Below are 20,944 nucleotides of genomic sequence, written 5' to 3' on the forward strand. Positions count from 1 at the left end.
TCGACCAGATTGGCTTCGACGTTGTCGACGCCGGATCACTGGTCGACGGTCGAAGCATCGATCCGATGGATGCCTGGGGCCCGGTTCTCGACGCGGACGTTTTGCGTGCGGCCATGGCCGCACGCACACCATACTGACTAAGCGTTTGGCGACGAAGTACGGGCTGAGGCGGTGGCGGAGTCGTGAGGATGACACATCTCACGGAGAAGAGCCTCAGGCCCTGTGCACCCGCCTGCTTGAAAGCGCGCGAATCTTGACAACCAGGCACGCCCGAGGCCAACGCGATCCGCTCCTGCCGTAGTTTAGAGAACCCCGCCAGGCCCAGGTTCTGCGCGGCTACGGGGTGCACTGCGTCGGCCTGCTCGCCGCGATGCCGCCCGCCACCGTGCAGCGCGTCCTGGGCGGCCGGGCCGGACGCCAGGTGGCCGGCCGGGCCCGCGGCATCGACCCCTGCCCCGTGGCCCCGCGCGCTCTGCCCGCCTCCGCGAGCGTGAGCCGCAGCTTCCCCCGGCATACCCTGGACGGCGCCGCCGTCCGCGCGGCCCTGCTCGACCTGGTCGTCACCCTCACCAGGTCGGCCTTCGGCCGGCCGATCCAGCCGGCGTCCTCAAGCCCGGCCATCCGCTCCGCGGCGAAAGCACGCCGCCACTTGCCCACCGTCTTGGCTTGAACACCGACGCCCCGCGCCACAGCCGCGTTTGACATACCGTCAGTGCACGCCAGGATGATGCGGGCCTTCTCCGCCGAGCGCCGGTGCGGCAATTCCGTCCGGCGCACCAACTCGGCACGCTCGGCCTCGGGCAGCGTGATCTCCACAGCAGAAGGCCCCGGATGCGACATACCAACAGGGTGGTAACTAACCCTCAGGATTTCTGGCGCATCACACTACTGATTCCCAATGTGGTTGTCAACGCCTGCTCGTGACTGGGTGTAGCCGACCTCAGCCGAGGCTGGCAGCTCGGGGTGGCGGGCTGCTCTCGAAGAGGCGGCCGTCGCGTAGGAGTGCCCACAGGACGTTGAGGCGGCGGCGTGCGAGGGCGATGACGGCCTGCTTGTGGGTCTTCTTCTCGGCTCGCTTGCGTTCGTAGAAAGCTTTGGAGACGGGGCAGGATCGGGCGGCAACCTGGGCGGACATGTAGAAGACCCGGAGCAGGCGGCGGCAGTAACGGCGAGGACGGCGCATATTGCCGCTGATCCGCCCCGAGTCCTTCGGGACGGGCGCAAGGCCGGCGACACCAGCGAGGCGGTCGGGGGTACCGAATACGCTCATGTCGCCGCCGGTGTGGGCTATGAACTCGGCACCTAGAACTGCTCCGATGCCGGGCATACTCAGGATGACCTCGGCGTGCGGGTGGTCGCGAAACCGGCCCTCGATCAGGGCGTCGGTTTCGGCGATCTCCTCGTCGAGGGCCACCACCGTCTTCGCCAGCCTGGCCACGACGGCCGCAGCCAGCTTCTCTCCAGGAACGACGGTGTGCTGAGCCTCGGCGGCCTCGATGGCGGTGGCTGCGACGAGCCTAAAGTTGCGGACCTTGCGGTTCTTCAACCAGCCGGCCAGTCGGTTCCTGCCGGTCCGACGCAGTTCGGCCGGTGTCTGGTAGCCGGTCAGCAGAACCAACGATGCCTTCGAAGTGCTGTAGTCGAAGGCTCGCTCCAGGGCCGGGAAGTATCCCAGCAGTTGGGCCCGCATCCGATTGATCGTCCTCGTGCGGTCCGCGGCCAGGTCCAGGCGGCGAGACGTGAGAATGCGCAGGTCGACCGCGATGTCGTCGCCGTGGTGCATCGCTTGGATGTCGCGGCGCATGCGGGCTTGGTCCGCGATGATGAAGGCGTCCTTCGCGTCGCTCTTTCCGTCGCCCCGGTAGGAGCCGGAGGCATGGTGGACGGTGCGGCCGGGGATGTAGAGGACTTGCTGCCCGTTGTCCGTCAGTAACGCGATCATCAACGCGGCCCCGCCGGCATTGAGATCGATCGCCCAGGTCACCGGCTGCTCCTCGCTCAGCGAGAGCACATCCGCGATCAGTTCCAGCAACACGGTCTCGTCGTTGGCCACCCGACGCGACAGCCTGCGCTTGCCCTCGGCATCGATCACCACGCAGTGATGTTCGGCCTTGCCCGCATCCGTACCGGCCCACAGTTCAGGCACGGCCACCTCCGGAGTCGTTCCTGTTTGAATCCCAGCAGACGACCTCGCCAGCGTGTCCTTACTAAGCGATCTAGCCGCGCGCGTCCCAATCAGTGGCCGAGTCGTCGCGGGGCACCGGGCGGCCAATCAGTAGAAGCCACTCTTACGGCATGAACTTGACAGCCACACCCAGCGCCCCTGGGCCTCCCGATCCTACGAGTGGCCGGAATCAACCCACCAACAACGTAAGGAACTTGAACTCGTGATGTCGGGTGTTGTCAGGGCCGACCGCGCGCTGCCCCGTGACCGAGAACGGGGCCTGCTGCTGGATCCGACGGACCGTGCGGCTACTCTCAGCCCACCGCGGCCTCGGCCGTGGCCAAGCCAACGCTTTGGTCTGTGAGGAGCACTCCGATGGCTCGCACCACCCCGCCACGTCCGCTCGATGTCGAGACGCTGTTCCCTGAGGTGGCCAGCTATCGGAAGACGGTCGTTCGCCTGCATCCGCGCCTCGGCGATCCAAGCGCGCGGGAAAGCTCGCTCGGCGGACCCGTGCTCTGGCCGCTCTCGGAGCCCTGGCCCCACTGCGAGGACGACCACCCGCGCACGGCGTTCTCCCCTCCCGCCCAGGGACCGATCCCGCTCGTCCCGGTCCTCCAGCTCTTCGCGGCCGACGTGCCTGACCTGGCCTTCCCCAGCGCCACCGATCTGCTGCAGGTGCTGTGGTGCCCCTTCGATCACGAGGACGGTTACGTTGCCCGCCCCGAGATCTATTGGCGAGACGGCTCCCTGAGCGACCTGCAGCCGGCCAACCGACCCCGCCCGACCGGCGCTGACAACGACTACCTTCCGGACCCGTGCGTCCTGCACCCTGAGCGTGTCACCGACTACCCCAACTGGGACCTCCCAGACGAGGTCGCCGACGCGCTCGAAGTCAGGTTCGAACAGCTGGAGGAGGAAACCGGCTGGTCTTACTGGTCCCACCTCTCCGTGTCGGACGGCGTCAAGGTCGGCGGGTATCCGACGTGGACGCAGGAGCCCAACTGGCCGACGTGCCCGACATGCCGTGTGCGCATGGAGCATCTCCTGACGATCAGCAGCAACGAGTTCGATGGCGAGAGTTGGCGCACGTGGCTGCCCATCGAGGACACCCCGGCCATGGGAACCATCTGGGACCTTCCATACGAACAACGCACCGAGATCCAATGCCCCCCCTGGGCTCATGCTCGGCGACATGGGCGGCATCTACCTGTTCGAATGCACCAGCTGCTCCGACAGGCCCTTCGCCTACCGCTCAGATTGTTCTTGACTGCGCGCTGCTTCGATCAAAGGGCCAAACTGGTGCCCGCGAGGCAGCCGTCGATCACTTCGGGGCAGTACTGCAGCATCTTGAGCTTGCGCTTCACGGCCCGGGTGATCTGACCGAGGTCGGCCGCGGCGAGATTGCCGATGTCGCGCTTGACCAGCGACCACACGCCTTCCTGCGGGTTGAGGTCCGGGGCATAGGTGGGCAGCTGGAACACGGTGAGCCACTCGACGTTCGCGGCGATGAACTCCCGCATGCCAGCCGTCAGGTGCAGGCGGACGTTGTCCCAGACCAGCACGATCGGGCCGCCGAGTTGGATACGGGCGCGGACGATCAGGTCGCGGAACTCGCGCCAGCCGAAGCCCTTCGGCTCGTCCCTGCGGCCCCGGTACTCGCGAATCGCGTAGATCAGCCGGGACCGCTCGCCCGGCTTGTAGCAGGCCATGCCCGCCATCGACACCCGCCCGGAGCCCCGGCCCCTGACCCTCACGACCGGGGTCTGGCCGATCCGGCCCCAGGTCCTGGCACGCGGCGGAGTCATCGACTGGCTCAGTCAAGATTTCCGGTGACGGGGTGACGGGGTGTCACCTTGGTGGCATGGTCTGCAGTGTGTGACGACTGGCTCGGCATTGTGTTTCCGCACCTGGAGAAGGTGCTGGTGGAGTGGGTGCGGGTGGAGGGCGGCGTGGTGCGGGTCAAGGCCCGCACTCGGGATAGTGCGCTGCAGTGTCCGGACTGCGGTGTTCCTTCGTGCCGGGTTCACAGCTGGTATCAGCGGCGTCTGGCCGATGCCGCCGTGGGCGGGCGTCCGGTGGTCATCGACCTGTCGGTGCGGCGACTGTTCTGCGACGTCGCCGATTGTGCGCGTCGCACTTTTGCCGAACAGGTCGAAGGACTGACGATCCCGTACGGACGCCGCACCGTTGGGCTGCTGGGCATAGTGCAGGCGATTGCCCTGGCACTGGCCGGCCGAGCTGGCGCAAGACTTGCCGCCGTACTCCATATCGCCGTCGGCCGGGTGACGCTGCTGAATGTGCTGATGGCGCTGCCGGACCCGTGCTCGCGCTCGCCCCGAGTGGTCGGGGTGGACGACTTCGCCACCCGGCGCGGACGCAGATATGGAACGGTGCTGGTCGACATCGAGTCCCACGAAGTCCTCGACCTGCTGCCCGGCCGGGAGAAAGAACCTGTCGCCGTCTGGCTGGCCAGGCACCCGGGGATCGAGGTGATCTGCCGGGACCGGGCTGGCGCCTATGCCGAGGCAGCCCGCGCAGGAGCTCCGGGCGCGCTGCAGGTCGCCGACCGGTGGCATTTATGGGACAACCTCGCCACCGCCATCGAACGCACCGTGATTGCTAACCGTCCCTGTCTGCTGGCACCGGAGCCCAGCGCCCCTTCCGCCCGGCGCCTGGCCGCAGCTCCACCCTCGACGCTCAATCCGGATACCGGCATGGAGAAGTGGCTGGTCACGCGGACACGCGAGCGCCATCAAGCAGTTCAACGCCTACTGGCCCGGGGCTGGACGATCAGCGCCATCGGGCGGGAACTGGGCCTGGCCCGGCATACCGCGGAACGCTATGCCCACTGCGAGAACCTCGATGGCCTCATCGATCGGTCCCTTCGCACCACGCGCCTGGACGACTACAAGCCCTACTTGATCCGGCGCTGGAACGAGGGATGCACCGATGCCGCCCGTCTCTTCCGGGAAATCCAGGCTCAGGGATATCCCGGAAGCACCCCTCAAGCGGTGCGGCGCTATCTCCGACCGCTTCGGACCGGCCTCGGCTCGATCCGGTCACCGGCCCCGGTACTCAAACCCCAGCAGGTCACCAACTGGATCATGTGGAACCCCCAGCACCTGCGCGCTGACGAACAGCGGCAACTGGGCGAAGTACTCGCTCGATGCCCGGAGTTATCTGCGGCCCGCGGCCACGTGCATGCCTTCGCGCAGATGGTCTGCAACCTCGGCGGCGACAGTCTTCCCACCTGGACAGACGCCGTCCACGCCGATGACCTGCCCGCTCTGCACGCCTTCGCCGACGGCCTTCAACACGATCACCAAGCTGTCGTCGCGGGCCTTACGCTGCCCTGGAGTTCGGGCCCCGTCGAAGGCCACGTCAACCGGATCAAGATGCTCAAGCGACAGATGTACGGCAGAGCCGGTTTCGCACTCCTCCGTAAACGCGTCCTGCTGGCCTGACCCGAAGTGACGCTCCGTCACTGCGTCACGGAAATCTTGACTGAGCCGTCGGGGGTTGTGACCGCATTTCCGTGATGACTACGACCTCTGACGGAGCACAGCCGGGTTTCGGACGTCCGATGATCAATGCCGGAAGCCTGTACCTGATCCTGGCCGCCGTTGGGGTATGGGTTAGCGTCAGGACTTGCCGTGTTGTTGTCGCGGTGGTGGCTACTCAAGGGAGGGGACGGGTAGTGCAGACGGCGTTTGATGAGTCCGAGCGGCGGACATGGGCGGGGCAGGCCGATGCCTATGCTGCGAGTTTTGCCAAACTCTGCGCGTATCCGGTGCCTCGGCTTCTAGATGCTGCCGAGGTTCGGGAGGGTGCACGGGTCCTCGATGTGGGGACAGGCACGGGCAGTATCGCCGCTGCTGCGTGTGAGCGGGGTGCGAGAGTGGCGGCGGTGGATGCCGAACCGGGCATGGTCGCCTGCGCCGCGCAGGCAGCCCCGGAAGCTGACGTGCGGCTTGCTGCTCTGCCCCGCCTGCCTTTCGCCGACCACGAGTTCGATGCTGTGGTCGGCAACTTCGTTCTCAACCACGTCGGGCGGCCCCGGGCAGCGCTGAGGGAACTGCGCCGCGTGACGCGTCCCGGCGGACGGATAGCCGTCACCATCTGGGCGGTACCCGCGGCCGCCGGACAGGCCCTGCTGGGCAGGGCTGTCCAGGCAGCTGGTGCCAGTCGCCCGGCTCACCTGCCGGCTCTTGCTCCAGAAGAGGACTTTCCGCGCACTGAACAGGGCATGGCCGCGTTGCTGGGCGACGCGGGCTTGTCGGATGTCGTCTGCGACACCTTGGTCTGGGACCATCGGACGACTCTGGAGGAGTGGTGGAGCGGACCAGCCGCCGGAGTGGCGACGATCGGGCAGATCGTGACAAGTCAGAATCCGCTGGTCATCGCCGAGATCAAAGACCACTTCGAGTCGCTGTGCGCCGATTTCACCGGTCCGGGCGGCGTATTGGTGTTGCCGCATGCGGCCCTGATGGCACACGGCCAGGCATGACGTTGACCTGCCCGGAACAGGCGGGGCGTAACAGGGATGTACGGCCGTGCTGCTCAGAGCACGCATCCTCCTCCAGCCGGGCATCGCCGGATGCCCATGCCAGGGCGGGTCGATCAGCGCGGGCGGGCGGGAGCGAGACGCGAGGCGACGGGCAGGAGCCGTCACCACCCTCCTGGCCAACCGCTGGTCCTCTTCGCCACGCTCCTCCTTGCCGGACTCGCAACCTCGGAACCGGCCAGCCACCACTCCAGAGATGACTACACGGGCTGAGTGCGCGTACTCATGCGCACCCTGCGACCGGCCCGGCAAGGAGTGGCCATGACGGACGCACTCCCCGAACCTCCACCTCGGCGGCAGATGGCCCTGGTCAGGCAGGACATCTCTCGCCTCGGACGTTGCCGCTGGGCCCGGCTCACGCCGCACTCACTTGCTGCGGCGCGCGCATCTGGTGATCATCGACGAGGTCGACAAGCAGTTTCAGGCAAGGGACGGGCACACGTAGACCTCGACTCACGGGGCCAGGCTGAATCGCCGGGCTCTGGGCCAAACGGCGGGTCTGGCGCAAGTTCCGTGACGCCACTACGTAGCGTGACCGCTCATGGTTGAGTGACGGGTCGGGAGATCGCCCGGATTTCGCTCCTCGTGCGGGTGGTTCGGCCGAGATTCGTTCGCTGTGGACGATCTCGCGTATGCGATACAGGAGTTGTTGTTCCCCGGAGTTTCCGGGCTGGCTGTCACGGCCGTGTACGGCACCGGTCCGGGCATGCGGGTGGAGGCCCGGTGCACGCCTCCAGCGGTGGCATGTCCCGGCTGCGAGCAGGAGGCCGCTCGCGTCCACAGCTCCTATCTGCGCTTCCCCGTTGACCTGTCGGCCGCGGGGCGGACCGTGACCGTGGCCTTGCGGGTGAGGCGGTTTTTCTGCGACTCCGTGCCGTGTCCGCGCAGGACGTTCGTAGAGCAGGTGCCTGGACTGACGCGCCGGCACGGGCAGGTCACCGAGCGGCTGAGGAACACACTCGGGGTGCTCGGCCTGGCGCTGGCTGGCCGGGCCGGTGCCCGCATGGCCGGTCACCTGGGTGTCCCATTCAGTCGCAGCACACTCCTGCGGCGCGTCATGGACCTGCCCGACCCGGCGGCCACCGCACCCCGCGCGGTCGGTGTGGACGACTTCGCCCTGCGCCGCGGCCACGTCTACGGCACCGTCGTGATCGATGCCGACTCCCACCAGGTACTCGACCTGCTCCCGGAACGCGACGCCGACACCCTGATCCCCTGGCTGGAGGGACACCCGGAGATCGAGGTGATCTGCAGAGACCGATCCGGCGCCTACGCCGACGCGGCCGCTACCGCCGCACCCCAGGCCCAGCAAGTCGCCGACCGCTTCCACCTCTGGCAGAACCTGGCCACCGCGACCGAGAAGACCGTTGCCGCCTACCGCGAGCACCTCAAGACCCTCACTCTCGACGCCACTGCACCCGAGCCGGCTTGGGAGACCCCACTCCCGGAAGAATCCGCTGACCACAACGGCCCGGGCCACGAGGAGAAACTCGACGAGGTCAAGGAGGACAACCCCACGGGGAAGTTCGCAGACCGCGCCCGCGCTCATCACGCGCTCGTCCATGAACTCCTCGCCCAGGGCATGAGCCTGCGGGGGATCGCTCAGCACCTGGGCTGGGGCCGACACACCGTCCAGCGATTCGCCCGAGCCGCCCGCTGGCAGGACATGGTCAAGGGCCGGAAACCTCCCCGCCGCACCAAACTCGACCCGTTCAAGCCCTACCTGAAACACCGCTGGACGGAGGAACAAGGCCAGGTGACCATCCTCGACCTCCACCGAGAGATCACCGAACGCGGCTGGCGCGGGCACTACTCCCTCGTCCGCGACTGGATCCGCCGTGCCCTCCCGGCTTACGAGAAGGCGCCTCCACCCCCGCCGACTCCGTCGGTCCGGCAGGTCACCGGTTTGCTCACCCGGCATCCCGGCACCCTCACCGAGGATGACAAGCTTCTCCGCAAGGCCGTGCTGGCCCGTTCCCCTGAACTTGCCACTGCCGCCGACCTGGTCAGCTCCTTCGCCGAGATGCTCACCACGCTCTCCGGCACCGACCTGCCCGCTTGGATCAACCAAGCTGCCGCCGCGAACCTCCCCGGCATCAGTAGCTTCGCCACCGGTCTGAACAGCGACTACGACGCCGTGACCGCCGGACTGACCACCCACTGGAACTCCGGCCCCGTCGAAGGGGCAGTCAACCGGATCAAGATGCTCAAGCGGCAGATGTTCGGCCGCGCTGGCTTCGGCCTGCTACGTAAGCGGGTCCTTCTCTCCTGAGGGTGCGGTCAGACCGCGTCCTCCACCAGTCCGAAGCCGTCCGGAAACTCCTCCAGAAACGCTCGCCGCGACGGATCAGACTCCTCGCGGGCCATGGTGGCGAGCAGGCCGAGGAACTCGTCCTGCTGCTCACGCGACAGCTTGCTCACGACGTGAGCGACGCCCTCCAGGACCTTGACGGCGTCGTCTGGATCCATTTGCTCGTCTTCACAGCCTTCGACGAACCAGAGGACATCGACCAGGGCCTCGGCCAGAGCTCGCGTCAAGGAGGGGTACGCACCAGGCATCGAGACGATCTCCCAGCAAGTCGGCGAACAGAGTCCCGTCATCTCAACACATGCCACTGACGTCACGGTCAGCAACCGGGTCACGGAACTTGCGCCAGACCCCAACAGACTCGGTCAAAGCCACGTCACGCTCCGCACGCGTGTCCGCCGCGCTACCGCTGGGACACCTACCCACCACCAGAAGACTCAAGTGACGCCTACCGCCGGGCTCTCTTAACCACATTTACGCCGAGTGGGGGCGGCGCATCAGCCGCACCACCCCGACCGGAGCCACCGCCAGCTGGAGATGCGACACAACAGGGCGCCCTCCCCAGATGCTCGCCGCGGGCCGCAGCATTGACTTCGCCCACGACGCCGCGGGCCGGGAAGCATCACGCCGCATTGGTGGTGTCATCACCTGGACCAACGCGTTCGACGCAGCCGGACGGCTCACAACCCGGACGGTTGTGGCAGGAGCCCGTCGCCAGGCGATCCGGCGCAGGCTGCGCCTCCATACGGGCACCCCCTCGAAAGCCAAGAGGTGCTCCAGCCAGTACAGAAAGTCGTCTTCATCGCCCTCGAAGGGACTTGCCGTCGTGTGGTTCCAGGTCAGCTGGTGCAGCTCGTTGAGCGCAGCCGGATAGCGTGCCTGTCAGAACGGGCAGGGCGGCAAGCCGGCCTCGTACACCGACCCCTGGCGGTAGAGCGAAGCCCACAGCTCCTCCCACACCACGTCAGCCGGCTCGGGATCACCGATCTCGTCAAAGAGCCGTGGTAGGTCCGATGCGGATCCATAGGCGTGCTTCAGACGGGACCAGTCCAGGGTCATACCCGCAATCATCTCGGCCGCATCCGACCGGGCGGCCCGACGCCCCACGAGAGCAACCTGCGGAGCACATTTGTCCAGGAAGCGGTGCGGGGGCGGCGCGGGGCCGGGATCGAAACGAGCCGAACATGTCTTTACCCATGCGTTTCGCACGGTGAGCTCGTGACAGTCGTGACTGTCAGTGCCCCCGGCCGGCTTGCGAGTCTCTTGGGCGGGCCACGGAAGGGGAGGCATGGACAAGCGGTACGAGGTGTACGCGTTGGCGGACGCGCACTTCTACGAGACACCCGACCGGCTGGCGACGGGCGTCGCAGGGGCGGCTCAGGGGACTGTTCCCCTGTTCGAGACGGCACGCAGGCCCATCCCGGAGGGCTGGGCGACGGCCCGTGTCGGCGACTGGCTGACACTCACGCCGCTCGGCGCGGATGGCGCCCCGGCGGCGGCGCCGGCCCAGGGCTGGAAGATCCATGCCTCGGCCACCCGGGCGAACGCCGATCGGATCGCGGCGATCGTGTGGGACTACTGCATCCCCCGCCGCATCCCGTTCAAGTTCGTACCGGGCCCGCATCTGCTGCATCTGCGCAACACCAAGTACGCGGGCCGCGACACCAGCGGCAAGTTCGTCACCATCTACCCGGCCGACGAGGAGCAGCTGCACACGGTCCTGCGCGAGCTGGGTTCCCTGTTGGAGGGCTTCGAGGGCCCCTACATCCTCACCGACCTGCGCTGGCACGACGGGCCGCTGTACGTCCGCTACGGCGCGTTCGCGCGCATGTACGTCGTCGACGAGCGGGGCTCGCTCGTGCCGGCGGTGCGCGACGGCTCGGGCACGTTGGTGCCGGACCGGCGGGCGCCGTCCTTCCAGGTGCCGGAGTGGGTGGCGCTGCCCGCGTTCCTCGAGCCGCATCTCGCGGCGCGCAACACCACGACGGTGGGTGAACTGCCCTACCGCATCGAGAAGGCGCTGCACTTCTCCAACGGCGGCGGAGTGTACGCCGGCACCGACACCCGGGACGGGCGCAAGGTGGTGCTCAAGGAGGGGCGGCCGCACGCGGGGCTGGCCTCGGACGGGGCGGACGCGATCGCCCGGCTCGAGCGGGAGAAGCGGGCGCTGGAGGCAGTGGCGGGGACCGGGGTGGTGCCCGAGGTGCGGGACTGGTTCACCCTCGGCGACCACCGCTTCCTGGTCATGGACTTCGTGGCGGGGCGCCCGCTGAACTCCTTCTTCGCCGAACGGCACCCGCTGCTGTCTCCCGACCCCGACCCGCAGGCCGTCGCCGCGTACACAGCATGGGCGGTGAGCATCCACCGGGCGGTGGAGTGCGCGGTGGAGAAGGTGCACGCGCGCGGGATCGTCTTCAACGACCTGCACGTCTTCAACATCATGGTCGCGCCCGACGAGGAGTCGGTGTTCCTGATCGACTTCGAGGCGGCCGCCCCGGCCGAGGAGAACGGCCGCCAGGTCGTGGCGCATCCCGGGTTCTTCGCGCCACCGGACCGCCGGGGCGCCGACGTCGACCGGTACGCGCTGGCGTGTCTGCGGCTCGCCCTGTTCCTGCCCGTCACCACGCTGCTCGTGGTGGACCGGGGCAAGGCGGCCCATCTGGCCGAGGTGATCGCGCAGCAGTTCCCGGACGTGCCAAGGGAGTTCCTGGACGAGGCGGTCGCGGAGATCACCCGCGATGTCCGCGGCACCGGGGCCCCTGTCGGCGGGACCGGCGCGCCGGAGCGGGTGCCGTCGGCCCCCGCCTCCCGGGTGGAGCCGGGCGACTGGCCGCACAGCCGCGACTCGATGATCAAGGCGATCCTCGCCTCGGCGACCCCGGAGCGCGACGACCGGCTCTACCCCGGCGACGTCGCCCAGTTCTCCGACGGCGGCGGCCTCGGCCTCGCGCACGGCGCGGCCGGCGTCCTGTACGCCCTGGCGGCGGCCGGCTCCGAACGCCACGACGAGGGCGAACGCTGGCTCCTGGACCACACTGCCCCGGCCCCGACGGGCACCCCGCTCGGTCTGTACGACGGTCTCGCGGGCGTCGCCCACACCCTCGACCTGCTCGGACACCGGCAGCGGGCCCTCGACCTGGTCGACGGCATCCTGCGCGAACGCTGGCAGCATCTGTCCTCGGACCTCCAGGGCGGCCTGGCCGGCCTCGGCCTGGTGCTGGGGCGACTGGCCGCCACGACCGGCGAGTCGGAACTGCGCGAGCGGGCCGCCGAGGCCGCCGACCTCCTCGTACGTCGCCTCGCCGAACCGGCGCCGGCCGCGCCCCGGCGACGGGCCGGGCTGATGCGGGGCGCGAGCGGGCCCGCGCTGTTCCTCCTCCGGCGGTACGAGGAGACCGGTGAGCGTGCGCTGCTGGAGGCGGCCGGCGTGGCGCTGCGGCGGGACCTGGAGTGCTGTGCCGAGCGTGAGGGGGGCGCGGTGGAGGTCGACGAGGGGTGGCGGACCATGCCGTATCTCGGGGACGGGAGCGTGGGCGTGGGGCTCATGCTCGACGACTATGCGGCGCACGTTCCGGACGCCGGCGCGGAGTTCGCGCGGGCCCGTGCCGGCATCCTCACCGCGGCCACCTCCCGTTTCTACGCGCAGCCCGGCCTCTTCCAGGGACGTGCCGGGATGATCCTGCACCTCGCCCGCACCACCGTGCCGGGGGCGACGCGGGCGCGGCTCGACGAGCAGATCGCCGGGCTGGGCTGGTCGGCGATGCCGTACCAGGGCCAACTCGCCTTCCCCGGGCACCAGATGATGCGTCTTTCCATGGACCTCGCCACCGGAACGGCGGGCGCGCTGCTCGCCCTCGCCGCAGCCTTCGGCTCGGGCGACGAGGGCGTTGCCGCGCACCTGCCGTTCCTCCCGCCGCCGCATCGGCGGCCCCTATGACATGGCTCTGCCATCCGGCGGAGTCGTGGCGCAACCCTGTCCCCACGGGACGGACGACCGACACCGACGAAAGGACACACCATGGCCCTGCTCGACCTGCAGACGATGGAATCCGACGAGCACACCGGCGGCGGCGGCAACAGCACCGTCAGCCTCCTGTCGTGCATCAGCGCGGCCAGCGTTCTGCTCTGTCTCTGACGAAGCGGTGCCGAACGCTCTGACGAACGGCTCACGCTGAACACTCCGGGCGGTCCGCTCCCGCGAGGGATGGGGCCGCCCGGGGTCGTCCGCCCGATCGGGCGGAAACACGGAAGCGCAGAAGCTCCGAGGGGGTGCACGATGTCGATGGACCCGACGACCGGTGGACTGCTCACCGCGGCGAGCCGGCACAGCGGGCCCCGCTGGGCGGCGCTCTGCCTGGTGAGCGTGGCGGCGACAGGCGCTGGACTGCTGTTGCCCGCCGCCCTCGGCCGGGCCCTGGACCTCCTGCTCGCCCACGCCCCGGCGACCCGCTGGGTGCTGATCTGCGCGACTCTCGTCCTGCTGCTGACCGGGCTCGACGCGTGCGAGACCGTGCTCGCCGGCACCCTCGACGCCCGCACCACCGCCTTCCTGCGCCGCCGGGTGACCGGTCACGTCCTGGCCCTGGGGCCGCGTGCGACGCTCCGCTTCGGCCCCGGTGACCTCGTCGCGCGACTCGTGGGAAACGCCGCCCAGGCCGGCACGGCGCCCGGCGCCCGCGCCGCGCTGCTCGCCGCACTCGCCGGCCCGGTGGGGGGCGTGGTCGCGCTCGGTGTGATCGACCCGTGGCTCGCGGCCGCGTTCCTTACCGGCGCGCCGCTGCTGACGCTCCTGCTGCGCTCCCTGGCCCGGGACACCTCGACGTGCGTGGCCGACTACCAGCGGGTGCAGGGGCGCGTCGCGTCCGCGCTCGCCGAGGCCGTCGGCGGCACCCGCACCATCCGCGCGGCGGGTACGGCGGACCGGGACGCGGAACGGATCCTGCGACCGCTGCCCGAACTCTCCCGGGCAGGTCGGCGGATGTGGCGGGTACAGGGGCGGGCGGCGGCGCGGGCGGTGGCGGTGGCGCCTGTGCTGCACCTCGCCGTCGTGGCCGTGGCGGGCATGCTGCTCAGCCGGCACCGGCTCTCCGCCGGAGACGTCCTGGCGGCCTCCCGCTACGCGGTCCTCGCCACCGGGGTCGGCGTGCTGGTCGGGCAGCTCTCCGGCCTGGTCCGCGCCCGCACGGCGGCCCGCCGCCTGGGCGAGGTCCTGGCGGAACCCGCCCCTACGCACGGGGACCGGAGCCTGCCGCCCGACGGCCCTGGCCGTCTGGAGCTGCGCGGGGTGAGCGCCCGACGCGGCGCACGCACGGTGCTCGACGGCGTCGACCTCGTCGTGCCCGGCGGGACGACGCTCGCTCTGGTCGGCCGCTCCGGTGCGGGCAAGTCGCTGCTGGCCGCGCTCGCGGGTCGGCTCACCGACCCGGACGCCGGCGAGGTGCTGCTGGACGGCGTCGCGCTGCCCGCCCTCTCCCGCGCCGAACTGCGCGCGGCGGTCGCGTACGCCTTCGACCGCCCCGCCCTTCTGGGCACGACCGTCGAGGACACGATCGCCCTGGGGCTGCGCCGCCCTTCTCCCGCCCGCGTCCGGGAGGCCGCTCGCACGGCCTGCGCCGACGCGTTCGTCCGCCGCCTGCCCGACGGCTATGCAACGCCCGTCGCCGACGCCCCGCACTCCGGCGGCGAGGCCCAACGCCTGGGCCTCGCCCGGGCGTTCGCCCAGCGCGGCCGTCTGCTCGTCCTCGACGACGCGCTCTCCAGCCTCGACACGGTGACCGAGCACCAGGTCACCGAGGCCGTCCTGGGCAGGGCCGCGACCGGCACCCGGCTGGTGGTGGCCCACCGGGCCGCGACGGCCGCCCGTGCCGACACGGTGGCATGGCTGGAGGGGGGGCGGGTCCGGGCGGTGGGCACGCATGCACAGCTGTGGGGGCGGCTGCCTGGCTACCGGGCGGTGTTCGGGGCCGCAGAGGAGGAGGCGGGAGCGTGACCCACCGGAACGGACTCCACCGGCTGCACGGACACCTGGGCCACCGCGCCCTGCGCTTTCCGTACGTCGGCCGGCGGGCGGTGGTGCGGCTCGCCGGCTGGTCGGTGCTGGAGATGGGTCAGACGTTCCTCCTCGGCTACGCCCTCGCGCGGGCACTGGACGACGGGTTCCTGGCCGGACGGGCCGCCGTGGGGCTCGGCTGGCTCGCGGCAGCCGGGCTCGGCGTGCTCGTCGGCGCGTACGGCACCGGGCGGGTGTACGGGGCGGTCGCCGCGCTGGTGGAGCCGTTCAGGGACAGGCTCGTCACCGGCGTGGTGCGGCGCGGGGTGCGGGAGGGGGACCGCGGGGCGCTGTCCGGCCTGACCCAGCAGGTCGAGATCGCCCGGGACACCTTCGCGGGCCTGGTGATGGTCTCGCGCTCGTTCGTGTTCACGTCCGTCGGCGCGCTGGCGGGCCTGTGCTCGCTCGCCCCGCTGCTGCTGCTGCCCGTCGTGCCGCCGCTCGCCGCCGGAGTGGCTCTGTTCGCAGCGACCCTTCGTCCGCTGGCGCGACGGCAGGAGGCGTACCTCGCCGCCGACGAGGCCCTGGCGGAGAACCTGGGCGCCGTCTGCCCGGGGCTGCGGGACGTCACGGCGGCCGGCGCGGAGGACCGGATCGCCGCGGACGCCGGCGCCCTCGCCGACGCCGAGCAGCGGGCGGCCCGCGCCCTGGCCCGCTGGGGCGTGGCCCGCGTCGTCTGTCTCGCACTCGGCGGCCACCTGCCCCTGGTCCTGCTCCTGGCCGGCACCCCCTGGCTCCTCGACCACGGGGTCACCCCCGGCGCCGTGCTCGGCGCGCTCGCCTACGTCAGCCAGTCCCTCCTCCCCGCCCTCACCAGCCTCATCCACGGATTGGGCACCAGCGGCTCGCGCCTGACCGTGGTGCTGCGCCGGCTGACGCCGCCCCCGCCCGCGGTCTCCCGCCCCGCCGTCCCCGAGCTCACCCCGCACCCCCCGCCTCCGTGCCCCTCCACCCCGGCAGTGCCCCCGGCCCTCGCTCTCACGTCCCTCACCTTCTCCTACGGCCCCGCCTGCGCCCCCGTCGTCGACGACCTCACCCTCGCGCTGCCCAGCGGCGCCCACCTGGCCGTCGTAGGGCCGAGCGGGGTCGGGAAGTCCACGCTGGCCGGGCTGGTCGCGGGACTGCTGAAGCCGGTACGCGGAGACATACGGATCCGCGGGTGCCGGGTGCCGGGCCGCGAGGCCGCCGCCGGGCGCGTGCTGATCCCGCAGGAGGCGTACGTGTTCAGCGGCGGCCTCAGGGAGAACCTCGCCCATCTGCGGCCGGATCCCGTCCCCGAGGCGGAGTTGCTCGCCGCGGCCGAGGCGGTGGGGCTCACACCGCTGCTCAACGCCCTGGGCGGGCCGGGGGCGAGCGTGGATCCCGCGGCGCTGTCGGCCGGTGAGCGCCAGCTGATCGCGCTCACGCGGGCGTACCTGTCGTCCGCCCCCCTCGTCCTGCTGGACGAGGCGACCTGCCATCTGGACCCGGTGGCGGAGGAACGGGCGGAGCGGGCGTTCGCGGCCCGGCCGGGCGGCACCCTGGTGGTCGTGGCCCACCGCATCAGCTCGGCCCGCCGCGCCGGCCGGGTGCTGGTGATGGACGGCCCGCGCACGGCCTTCGGGACGCATGAGGAGGTGCTGCGCCGCTCGCCCCTCTACCGCGACCTCGTGGGTGGCTGGGAACCCGGGCAGCTCTCACAGCCAGCCCTGGCCCTGGGAGATGCGGATGGCGTCGATGCGGTTGCGGGCGCCGGTCTTGCGGGTGATGGCTGCCATGTAGTTGCGCACGGTCCCGTGGGACAGGTGCAGGCTCCCGGCGATCTCCGCGAAGGAGGCCCCCTCGGCGGCGAGGGTTAACACGCTCAGCTCCCGGCGGGTCAGCGGCATCTCGGCGGCCTTGAGGAATCCGAACCCCAGCGACTCGCTGACGAAACGTTCCCCCTTGGCGACCTTCCGGATTCCGCGCAGCAGCTGCTCGGGCGTCCCCGTCTTGTCGACGTAGCCGAGCGCGCCCGCCTCCAGGGCCCGTCTCAGCAGGCCAGGCCTGTTCGCAGTGGCAAGTACGAGTAAGCGGGGCAGGGCTTGGTCGCCGCCCCGCAGACCTAACTCGCCCAGGGGCGGAATGCCGGCCGTGTCCGAGCAGTCCAGGTCCGCCGCGCACACGTCGGGCCGCAACGCGCGCATATGACAGGGCGCCCGGCGCCAGGGGACGTCGTCCACCTGCAGGTCGGGCTCCCGTGACAGCCACTGCGCGAGGACTGATCTGACGAGACATCCGTCGTGCACGAGAAGTACCTGGATCACTGCCGCCCCTTCAGCTGCCGTACGCCAGTCCTGTGATGTTGAGCGCGTGCCCATTGTTGGGCCCCCGCACCATTTCTGGGCGCGAAGAACCGGCCATCAGGGTGCGAGGGGGCGCACGCGCAGCGCCCGCACGCCGCGGCGTGCTTCCGGCAGAGCCGCTTCACCTTGTAGGTGTTCCGATGGGCGCCCGGCTTCGCAGCCGCGACAGTGATGCCACGGCGTTCCGGTCCCGCGGCACCCCCTCACGCAGGGTCGCCCGGTTGACGCGCCAGGGTCAGCTGTATGCCGGCGTGTCGCCGCACGGGATCCACCACGTCCAGCGGTGGCCACCGAGCTGCGCAGACGAACATGAAGGCGATGTGATGAAAATAACCATTCAGCTCTCTGGGCTGTTGCATGGCGACATTCCGAACCTAGCCTGTGGCAGCTCTTTAACGCACCGCTAACACCGTGAGGCCGCCCCATGGCATCTGTCGACCAGCTCGCCCCACCAAGCACGGGCCAGCACCACAGCTCCCTCCGGCGGAACGTCGGACTGATCGGACTGCTCTGGGCGTCCGCCGGCTCGATCATCGGATCCGGCTGGCTGTATGGCGCGAAGAACGCCGTCGTCGCCGCCGGCCCGGCGGCTCTGATTTCCTGGGGCATCGGCGCGGTCGCGATCGTGCTGCTGGCGTTTGTTCATGCCGAGCTGGGTGGAATGTTCCCCGTCGCCGGCGGTACCGCCCGTTACCCGCACTACGCCTTCGGCGGCCTGGCAGGCATGTCCTTCGGCTGGTTCGCCTGGCTGCAGGCGGCCACCGTGGCGCCGATCGAGGTCGAGGCCATGATCGGCTACGCCGGTCACTGGCACTTCGCCCAGAGCTTCCTCCATGACAACGGCACCCTGACGACGAGCGGCTTCATCGTCGCGGTGATCCTCATGGGCGTCTTCGTCGCCGTGAACTTCCTCGGTGTCACGGTGCTGGCCCGGACCAACAGCGCTGCCACCTGGCTGAAGATCTTCGTGCCGCTGCTCGCCATCTTCACCCTCGCTGCGACCCACTTCCACAGCAGCAACTTCACCTCGCACGGCTTCGCGCCGTTCGGCTCCAAGGGCGTGCTCGCCGCGATCAGCACCAGCGGCATCGTCTTCGCCCTCCTCGGTTTCGAGCAGGCGATCCAGCTGGCGGGCGAGAGCCGCAACCCCAAGCGCGACATCCCTCGCGCGGTGCTCGGCTCAGTGGCCATCGGCACGCTGATCTACGTCCTGCTGCAGGTCGTCTTCATCGGAGCGCTGCCCGGCAGCACCTTCGCCAAGGGCTGGGACAAGCTCGACTTCGTCGGTATCAGTGGCCCCTTCGCGGGTCTGGCCACCCTTGTCGGTCTGGGCTGGCTGACCGTGGTGCTGTACTTCGACGCCATCGTCTCCCCGGGCGGCACCGGTCTGATCTACACCACCTCCACCTCCCGTATCTCCTACGGTCTGAGCAAGAACGGCTACGCACCGCGCGCCTTCGAGCGCACCGACTCACGCGGGGTCCCGGTGTACGGCCTGATCATGTCCTTCGTCACCGGCGTGGTCTGCTTCCTGCCGTTTCCGAGCTGGCAGCAGCTGGTCGGCTTCATCACCTCCGCCAGCGTGCTGATGTACGCGGGCGCTCCACTGGCCTTCGGCGCGCTGCGCCGGCGCCTGCCGAACCGTGAGCGCAGCTACCGGCTGCCGTTCGGCGGTGTGCTCTCCCCGCTGGCGTTCATCGTGGCGAGCCTGATCATCTACTGGAGCGGCTGGCAGACCCTGGAGAAGCTGGGCGAAGCGATCGTCCTGGGCTACATCCTGCTTGGCGGCTACGCCCTCTACGCGACCAAGAAGGGCCTGCCGAACGCTCCGCGGATCAGTTGGAAGTCCGCCCAGTGGCTGCCGGTCTACCTGCTCGGCATCGGTGTGATTTCCTGGCAGGGCACCTTCGGCAACGGCCAGGGCAACCTGCCGATGTGGACGGACATCGCCGTCGTGGCCGTGTTCTCCCTGGCGATCTACCACTGGGCGATCCGCGTGGCCCTGCCGACCGACGCGATCGAGCAGAACATCGAGGACATCGAGGTCGTCGACGCGGGCGGTCACTGACCCGCCCGCACCCCCTGATACCGGGGCGGTCCCGAAGCGGCCGGTTCCAGGGTGGCGCAAGCACACTGTCCCGGCTCGAGGAGAAGGGCCACCCCCAGACGGGCGTCCGCCGGACCCCACCATCATGGAGATCCTGCCCTGCGGCACTCTGGCGGCCGGGCCGAGGGTGGCCGCCCGCCTTCTATCGCCGCGGCCCTCGTCGGTCCCTCGGCCGAGGGATAGTCACGACCTGTGGATCAAGTCAGTCGCTGTGGCGTCCCTGACGTAGTCGGCGACTGGCGTCGGTTCGGACCTGTCGGGTTCTTCCGGCCTCGGCGAGCAGGGTGAGGACGGCGGGTGAGGGCAGGGTCTCGACGCCTTGCGCTGCAACCGGTCGGAACCGCGGGCCGCCGCGGGAGTTTCACCCGTGGCGGCGTAGGCGCGGGCGTGGGCGATGCGGAGGAGGACTTCGGCCTGGCCGTCGACGTGGCCGAGGCCGCGGGGGAGCGCGCCTTCGACGAGGCCGACGCAGTGGTGTGTGACAGCACGGGCCGGGCAGCCGGAAGGCGGCGGTCGCACGGCCCGTGGCCGCGCCGCCCGCAGTGCTGTCCGGGGTCTTCCCGGCCGGTCGGCCGGGGTGCCGGTCCGGTGTGGCGCCGGTCCGGTGTGATGCGCAGCTGTTGTCCGCGGCCTCGTCTCCCGTGTGGTCAGGACTGCTCGCGGCAGTCCTCTTCGGTGCACTCGAGAGTGACGAGGGTCTGGTCGACCTGCTGGCTGGTCAGGGGAGGTTCGGGCAGTTCGTGGGCGCCGTCGGTGCGGAAGGCGTCGAGCATCAGGTGGAGGTGGCGGCGCCAGGCCTGGGGGGCGATGGTGCGTGTGGCCCGGATGATCCCGGCCTGGGACCAGATCACGAAGGCGATGTCCTGCGCGGTGACGTCGCCGCGCAGGACGCCCTGTTCCTGGGCGTTGCGCATGATCTGGATGCAGAGTTCCTTGGCGCGTTCGTACATCTCGCGGCCGGCCACGTGAAGGGGCAGCCGTGCCGAGACCAGGTCGTTGAAGGCGCGGTCGCAGGCCTGCAGCTGGCAGAGTTTCTCCAGGTAGCGGCAGAACCCCTCCCAGGCGTCGTCCATGGCCGCGGCTTCTTCCGCGGTGGTGAGCAGTTCCGTGTACTTCGCGTTGAAGAGTGTTTCGACCAGGTCGAGCCGGGTGGGGAAGTGGCGGTAGAGCGTGCCGATCGCGACGCCGGCCTCGCGGGCGACGCCCTCCAGGGACGCTGCGGGTGCCGATTATTACGTCCGAGCTGGTCAGGCTGCGTGTGCGTACTTGTGGAAGAGGCCGCCGAGTCGGTCGCGTCGACGGATGTCGAGGTGGTCGAGTCGGTCCGGTTCGGTGATCGGTTCGCGGAGCGGCCGAAGGGGAGCTGCGCTGTGCAGGGTGCGGTGAGGCCGATGCTGGTTGTAGATCGACTCGAACTCGCCGAGA

The 20,944-nt window shown here is 70.0% G+C and carries 14 protein-coding genes and 4 pseudogenes; 10 read left to right on the plus strand and 8 right to left on the minus strand.

Going from position 1 to position 20,944, the window contains the following annotated elements; all coding sequences use genetic code 11:
• Nucleotides 1–370: 370 nt before the first annotated feature.
• Nucleotides 371–670 (plus strand): hypothetical protein, encoded by a 300-nt coding sequence (locus AQJ27_RS46725; protein WP_425275284.1) that lies wholly within the window; start codon nucleotides 371–373, stop codon nucleotides 668–670.
• Here the strand turns inward: AQJ27_RS46725 and AQJ27_RS60605 are convergent.
• Nucleotides 670–840, minus strand: a pseudogene (locus AQJ27_RS60605) (IS630 family transposase); the annotation flags it as partial. The gene AQJ27_RS46725 and the pseudogene AQJ27_RS60605 overlap by 1 nt on opposite strands.
• Before the next feature lie 100 nt (nucleotides 841–940).
• Nucleotides 941–2,152: an IS110 family RNA-guided transposase gene (locus AQJ27_RS46730; protein WP_107120735.1), complete on the minus strand. Its 1,212-nt coding sequence runs from the start codon at nucleotides 2,150–2,152 to the stop codon at nucleotides 941–943.
• 387 nt (nucleotides 2,153–2,539) lie between these two features.
• On the opposite strand from AQJ27_RS46730, the gene AQJ27_RS46735 reads away from it, so the two are divergent.
• A complete protein-coding gene (locus tag AQJ27_RS46735) occupies nucleotides 2,540–3,547 on the plus strand; it encodes a YwqG family protein (RefSeq protein WP_067383960.1) in 1,008 nt (335 codons plus the stop codon).
• Here AQJ27_RS46735 and AQJ27_RS46740 read toward each other — a convergent pair.
• A pseudogene (locus tag AQJ27_RS46740) lies at nucleotides 3,451–3,978 on the minus strand (transposase); the annotation flags it as partial. The gene AQJ27_RS46735 and the pseudogene AQJ27_RS46740 sit on opposite strands and share 97 nt — an antisense overlap.
• 60 nt (nucleotides 3,979–4,038) lie before the next feature.
• Between AQJ27_RS46740 and AQJ27_RS46745 the strand changes: the two are divergent.
• From AQJ27_RS46745 to AQJ27_RS46755, 3 genes are all read left to right on the plus strand, one after another.
• Nucleotides 4,039–5,631, plus strand: a complete 1,593-nt coding sequence (locus tag AQJ27_RS46745) for an ISL3 family transposase (protein WP_067383966.1) — start codon at nucleotides 4,039–4,041, stop codon at nucleotides 5,629–5,631.
• 233 nt (nucleotides 5,632–5,864) lie between these two features.
• Nucleotides 5,865–6,674 (plus strand): class I SAM-dependent methyltransferase, encoded by an 810-nt coding sequence (locus AQJ27_RS46750; protein ID WP_067383968.1) that lies wholly within the window; start codon nucleotides 5,865–5,867, stop codon nucleotides 6,672–6,674.
• Between the two features lie 673 nt (nucleotides 6,675–7,347).
• Nucleotides 7,348–9,003 carry an ISL3 family transposase gene (locus AQJ27_RS46755; RefSeq protein ID WP_067383971.1) on the plus strand — a complete coding sequence of 552 codons (1,656 nt, stop codon included), beginning with the start codon at nucleotides 7,348–7,350 and terminating at the stop codon, nucleotides 9,001–9,003.
• Nucleotides 9,004–9,011: 8 nt separating this feature from the next.
• Here AQJ27_RS46755 and AQJ27_RS46760 read toward each other — a convergent pair whose 3' ends face one another.
• Nucleotides 9,012–9,200 (minus strand): hypothetical protein, encoded by a 189-nt coding sequence (locus tag AQJ27_RS46760; protein ID WP_341866162.1) that lies wholly within the window; start codon nucleotides 9,198–9,200, stop codon nucleotides 9,012–9,014.
• 721 nt (nucleotides 9,201–9,921) lie between these two features.
• Entirely contained in the window at nucleotides 9,922–10,098 is a 177-nt protein-coding gene (locus tag AQJ27_RS57040) for a hypothetical protein (protein ID WP_159064614.1), read from the minus strand.
• A gap of 229 nt (nucleotides 10,099–10,327) precedes the next feature.
• Here AQJ27_RS57040 and lanKC point away from each other — a divergent pair, with 229 nt between their 5' ends.
• The 4 genes from lanKC (at nucleotide 10,328) to AQJ27_RS60610 (ending at nucleotide 16,926) form a co-directional block, all read left to right on the plus strand.
• On the plus strand, nucleotides 10,328–12,976 hold the full coding sequence (gene lanKC / locus AQJ27_RS46765) for a class III lanthionine synthetase LanKC (protein WP_067383977.1): 2,649 nt from the start codon (nucleotides 10,328–10,330) through the stop codon (nucleotides 12,974–12,976).
• A gap of 81 nt (nucleotides 12,977–13,057) precedes the next feature.
• Complete coding sequence (locus AQJ27_RS46770) at nucleotides 13,058–13,174, plus strand: SapB/AmfS family lanthipeptide (protein WP_054233519.1); 117 nt, start codon at nucleotides 13,058–13,060, stop codon at nucleotides 13,172–13,174.
• 141 nt (nucleotides 13,175–13,315) lie between these two features.
• Nucleotides 13,316–15,028, plus strand: a complete 1,713-nt coding sequence (locus tag AQJ27_RS46775) for an ABC transporter ATP-binding protein (RefSeq protein WP_067383981.1) — start codon at nucleotides 13,316–13,318, stop codon at nucleotides 15,026–15,028.
• Between the two features lie 113 nt (nucleotides 15,029–15,141).
• Entirely contained in the window at nucleotides 15,142–16,926 is a 1,785-nt protein-coding gene (locus AQJ27_RS60610; RefSeq protein ID WP_096240652.1) for an ATP-binding cassette domain-containing protein, read from the plus strand.
• Here AQJ27_RS60610 and AQJ27_RS56050 read toward each other — a convergent pair.
• Nucleotides 16,849–17,427 (minus strand): annotated as a pseudogene (locus tag AQJ27_RS56050) (LuxR C-terminal-related transcriptional regulator); the annotation flags it as partial. The gene AQJ27_RS60610 and the pseudogene AQJ27_RS56050 overlap by 78 nt on opposite strands.
• Nucleotides 17,428–17,836: 409 nt before the next feature.
• Between AQJ27_RS56050 and AQJ27_RS46785 the strand changes: the two are divergent.
• Nucleotides 17,837–19,480, plus strand: a complete 1,644-nt coding sequence (locus tag AQJ27_RS46785; RefSeq protein ID WP_067383983.1) for an APC family permease — start codon at nucleotides 17,837–17,839, stop codon at nucleotides 19,478–19,480.
• A gap of 686 nt (nucleotides 19,481–20,166) precedes the next feature.
• Here AQJ27_RS46785 and AQJ27_RS46790 read toward each other — a convergent pair.
• Both AQJ27_RS46790 and AQJ27_RS61055 read right to left on the minus strand, forming a co-directional pair.
• Nucleotides 20,167–20,592: a hypothetical protein gene (locus tag AQJ27_RS46790; RefSeq protein ID WP_235614075.1), complete on the minus strand. Its 426-nt coding sequence runs from the start codon at nucleotides 20,590–20,592 to the stop codon at nucleotides 20,167–20,169.
• Nucleotides 20,593–20,661: 69 nt separating this feature from the next.
• Nucleotides 20,662–20,730: pseudogene (locus AQJ27_RS61055) on the minus strand (TetR family transcriptional regulator); the annotation flags it as partial.
• Between the last annotated feature and the right edge of the window lie 214 nt (nucleotides 20,731–20,944).

Origin of the sequence: Streptomyces olivochromogenes (assembly GCF_001514115.1) — a bacterium.
In the GTDB taxonomy this organism is placed as follows: Bacteria; Actinomycetota; Actinomycetes; order Streptomycetales; family Streptomycetaceae; genus Streptomyces; species Streptomyces olivochromogenes.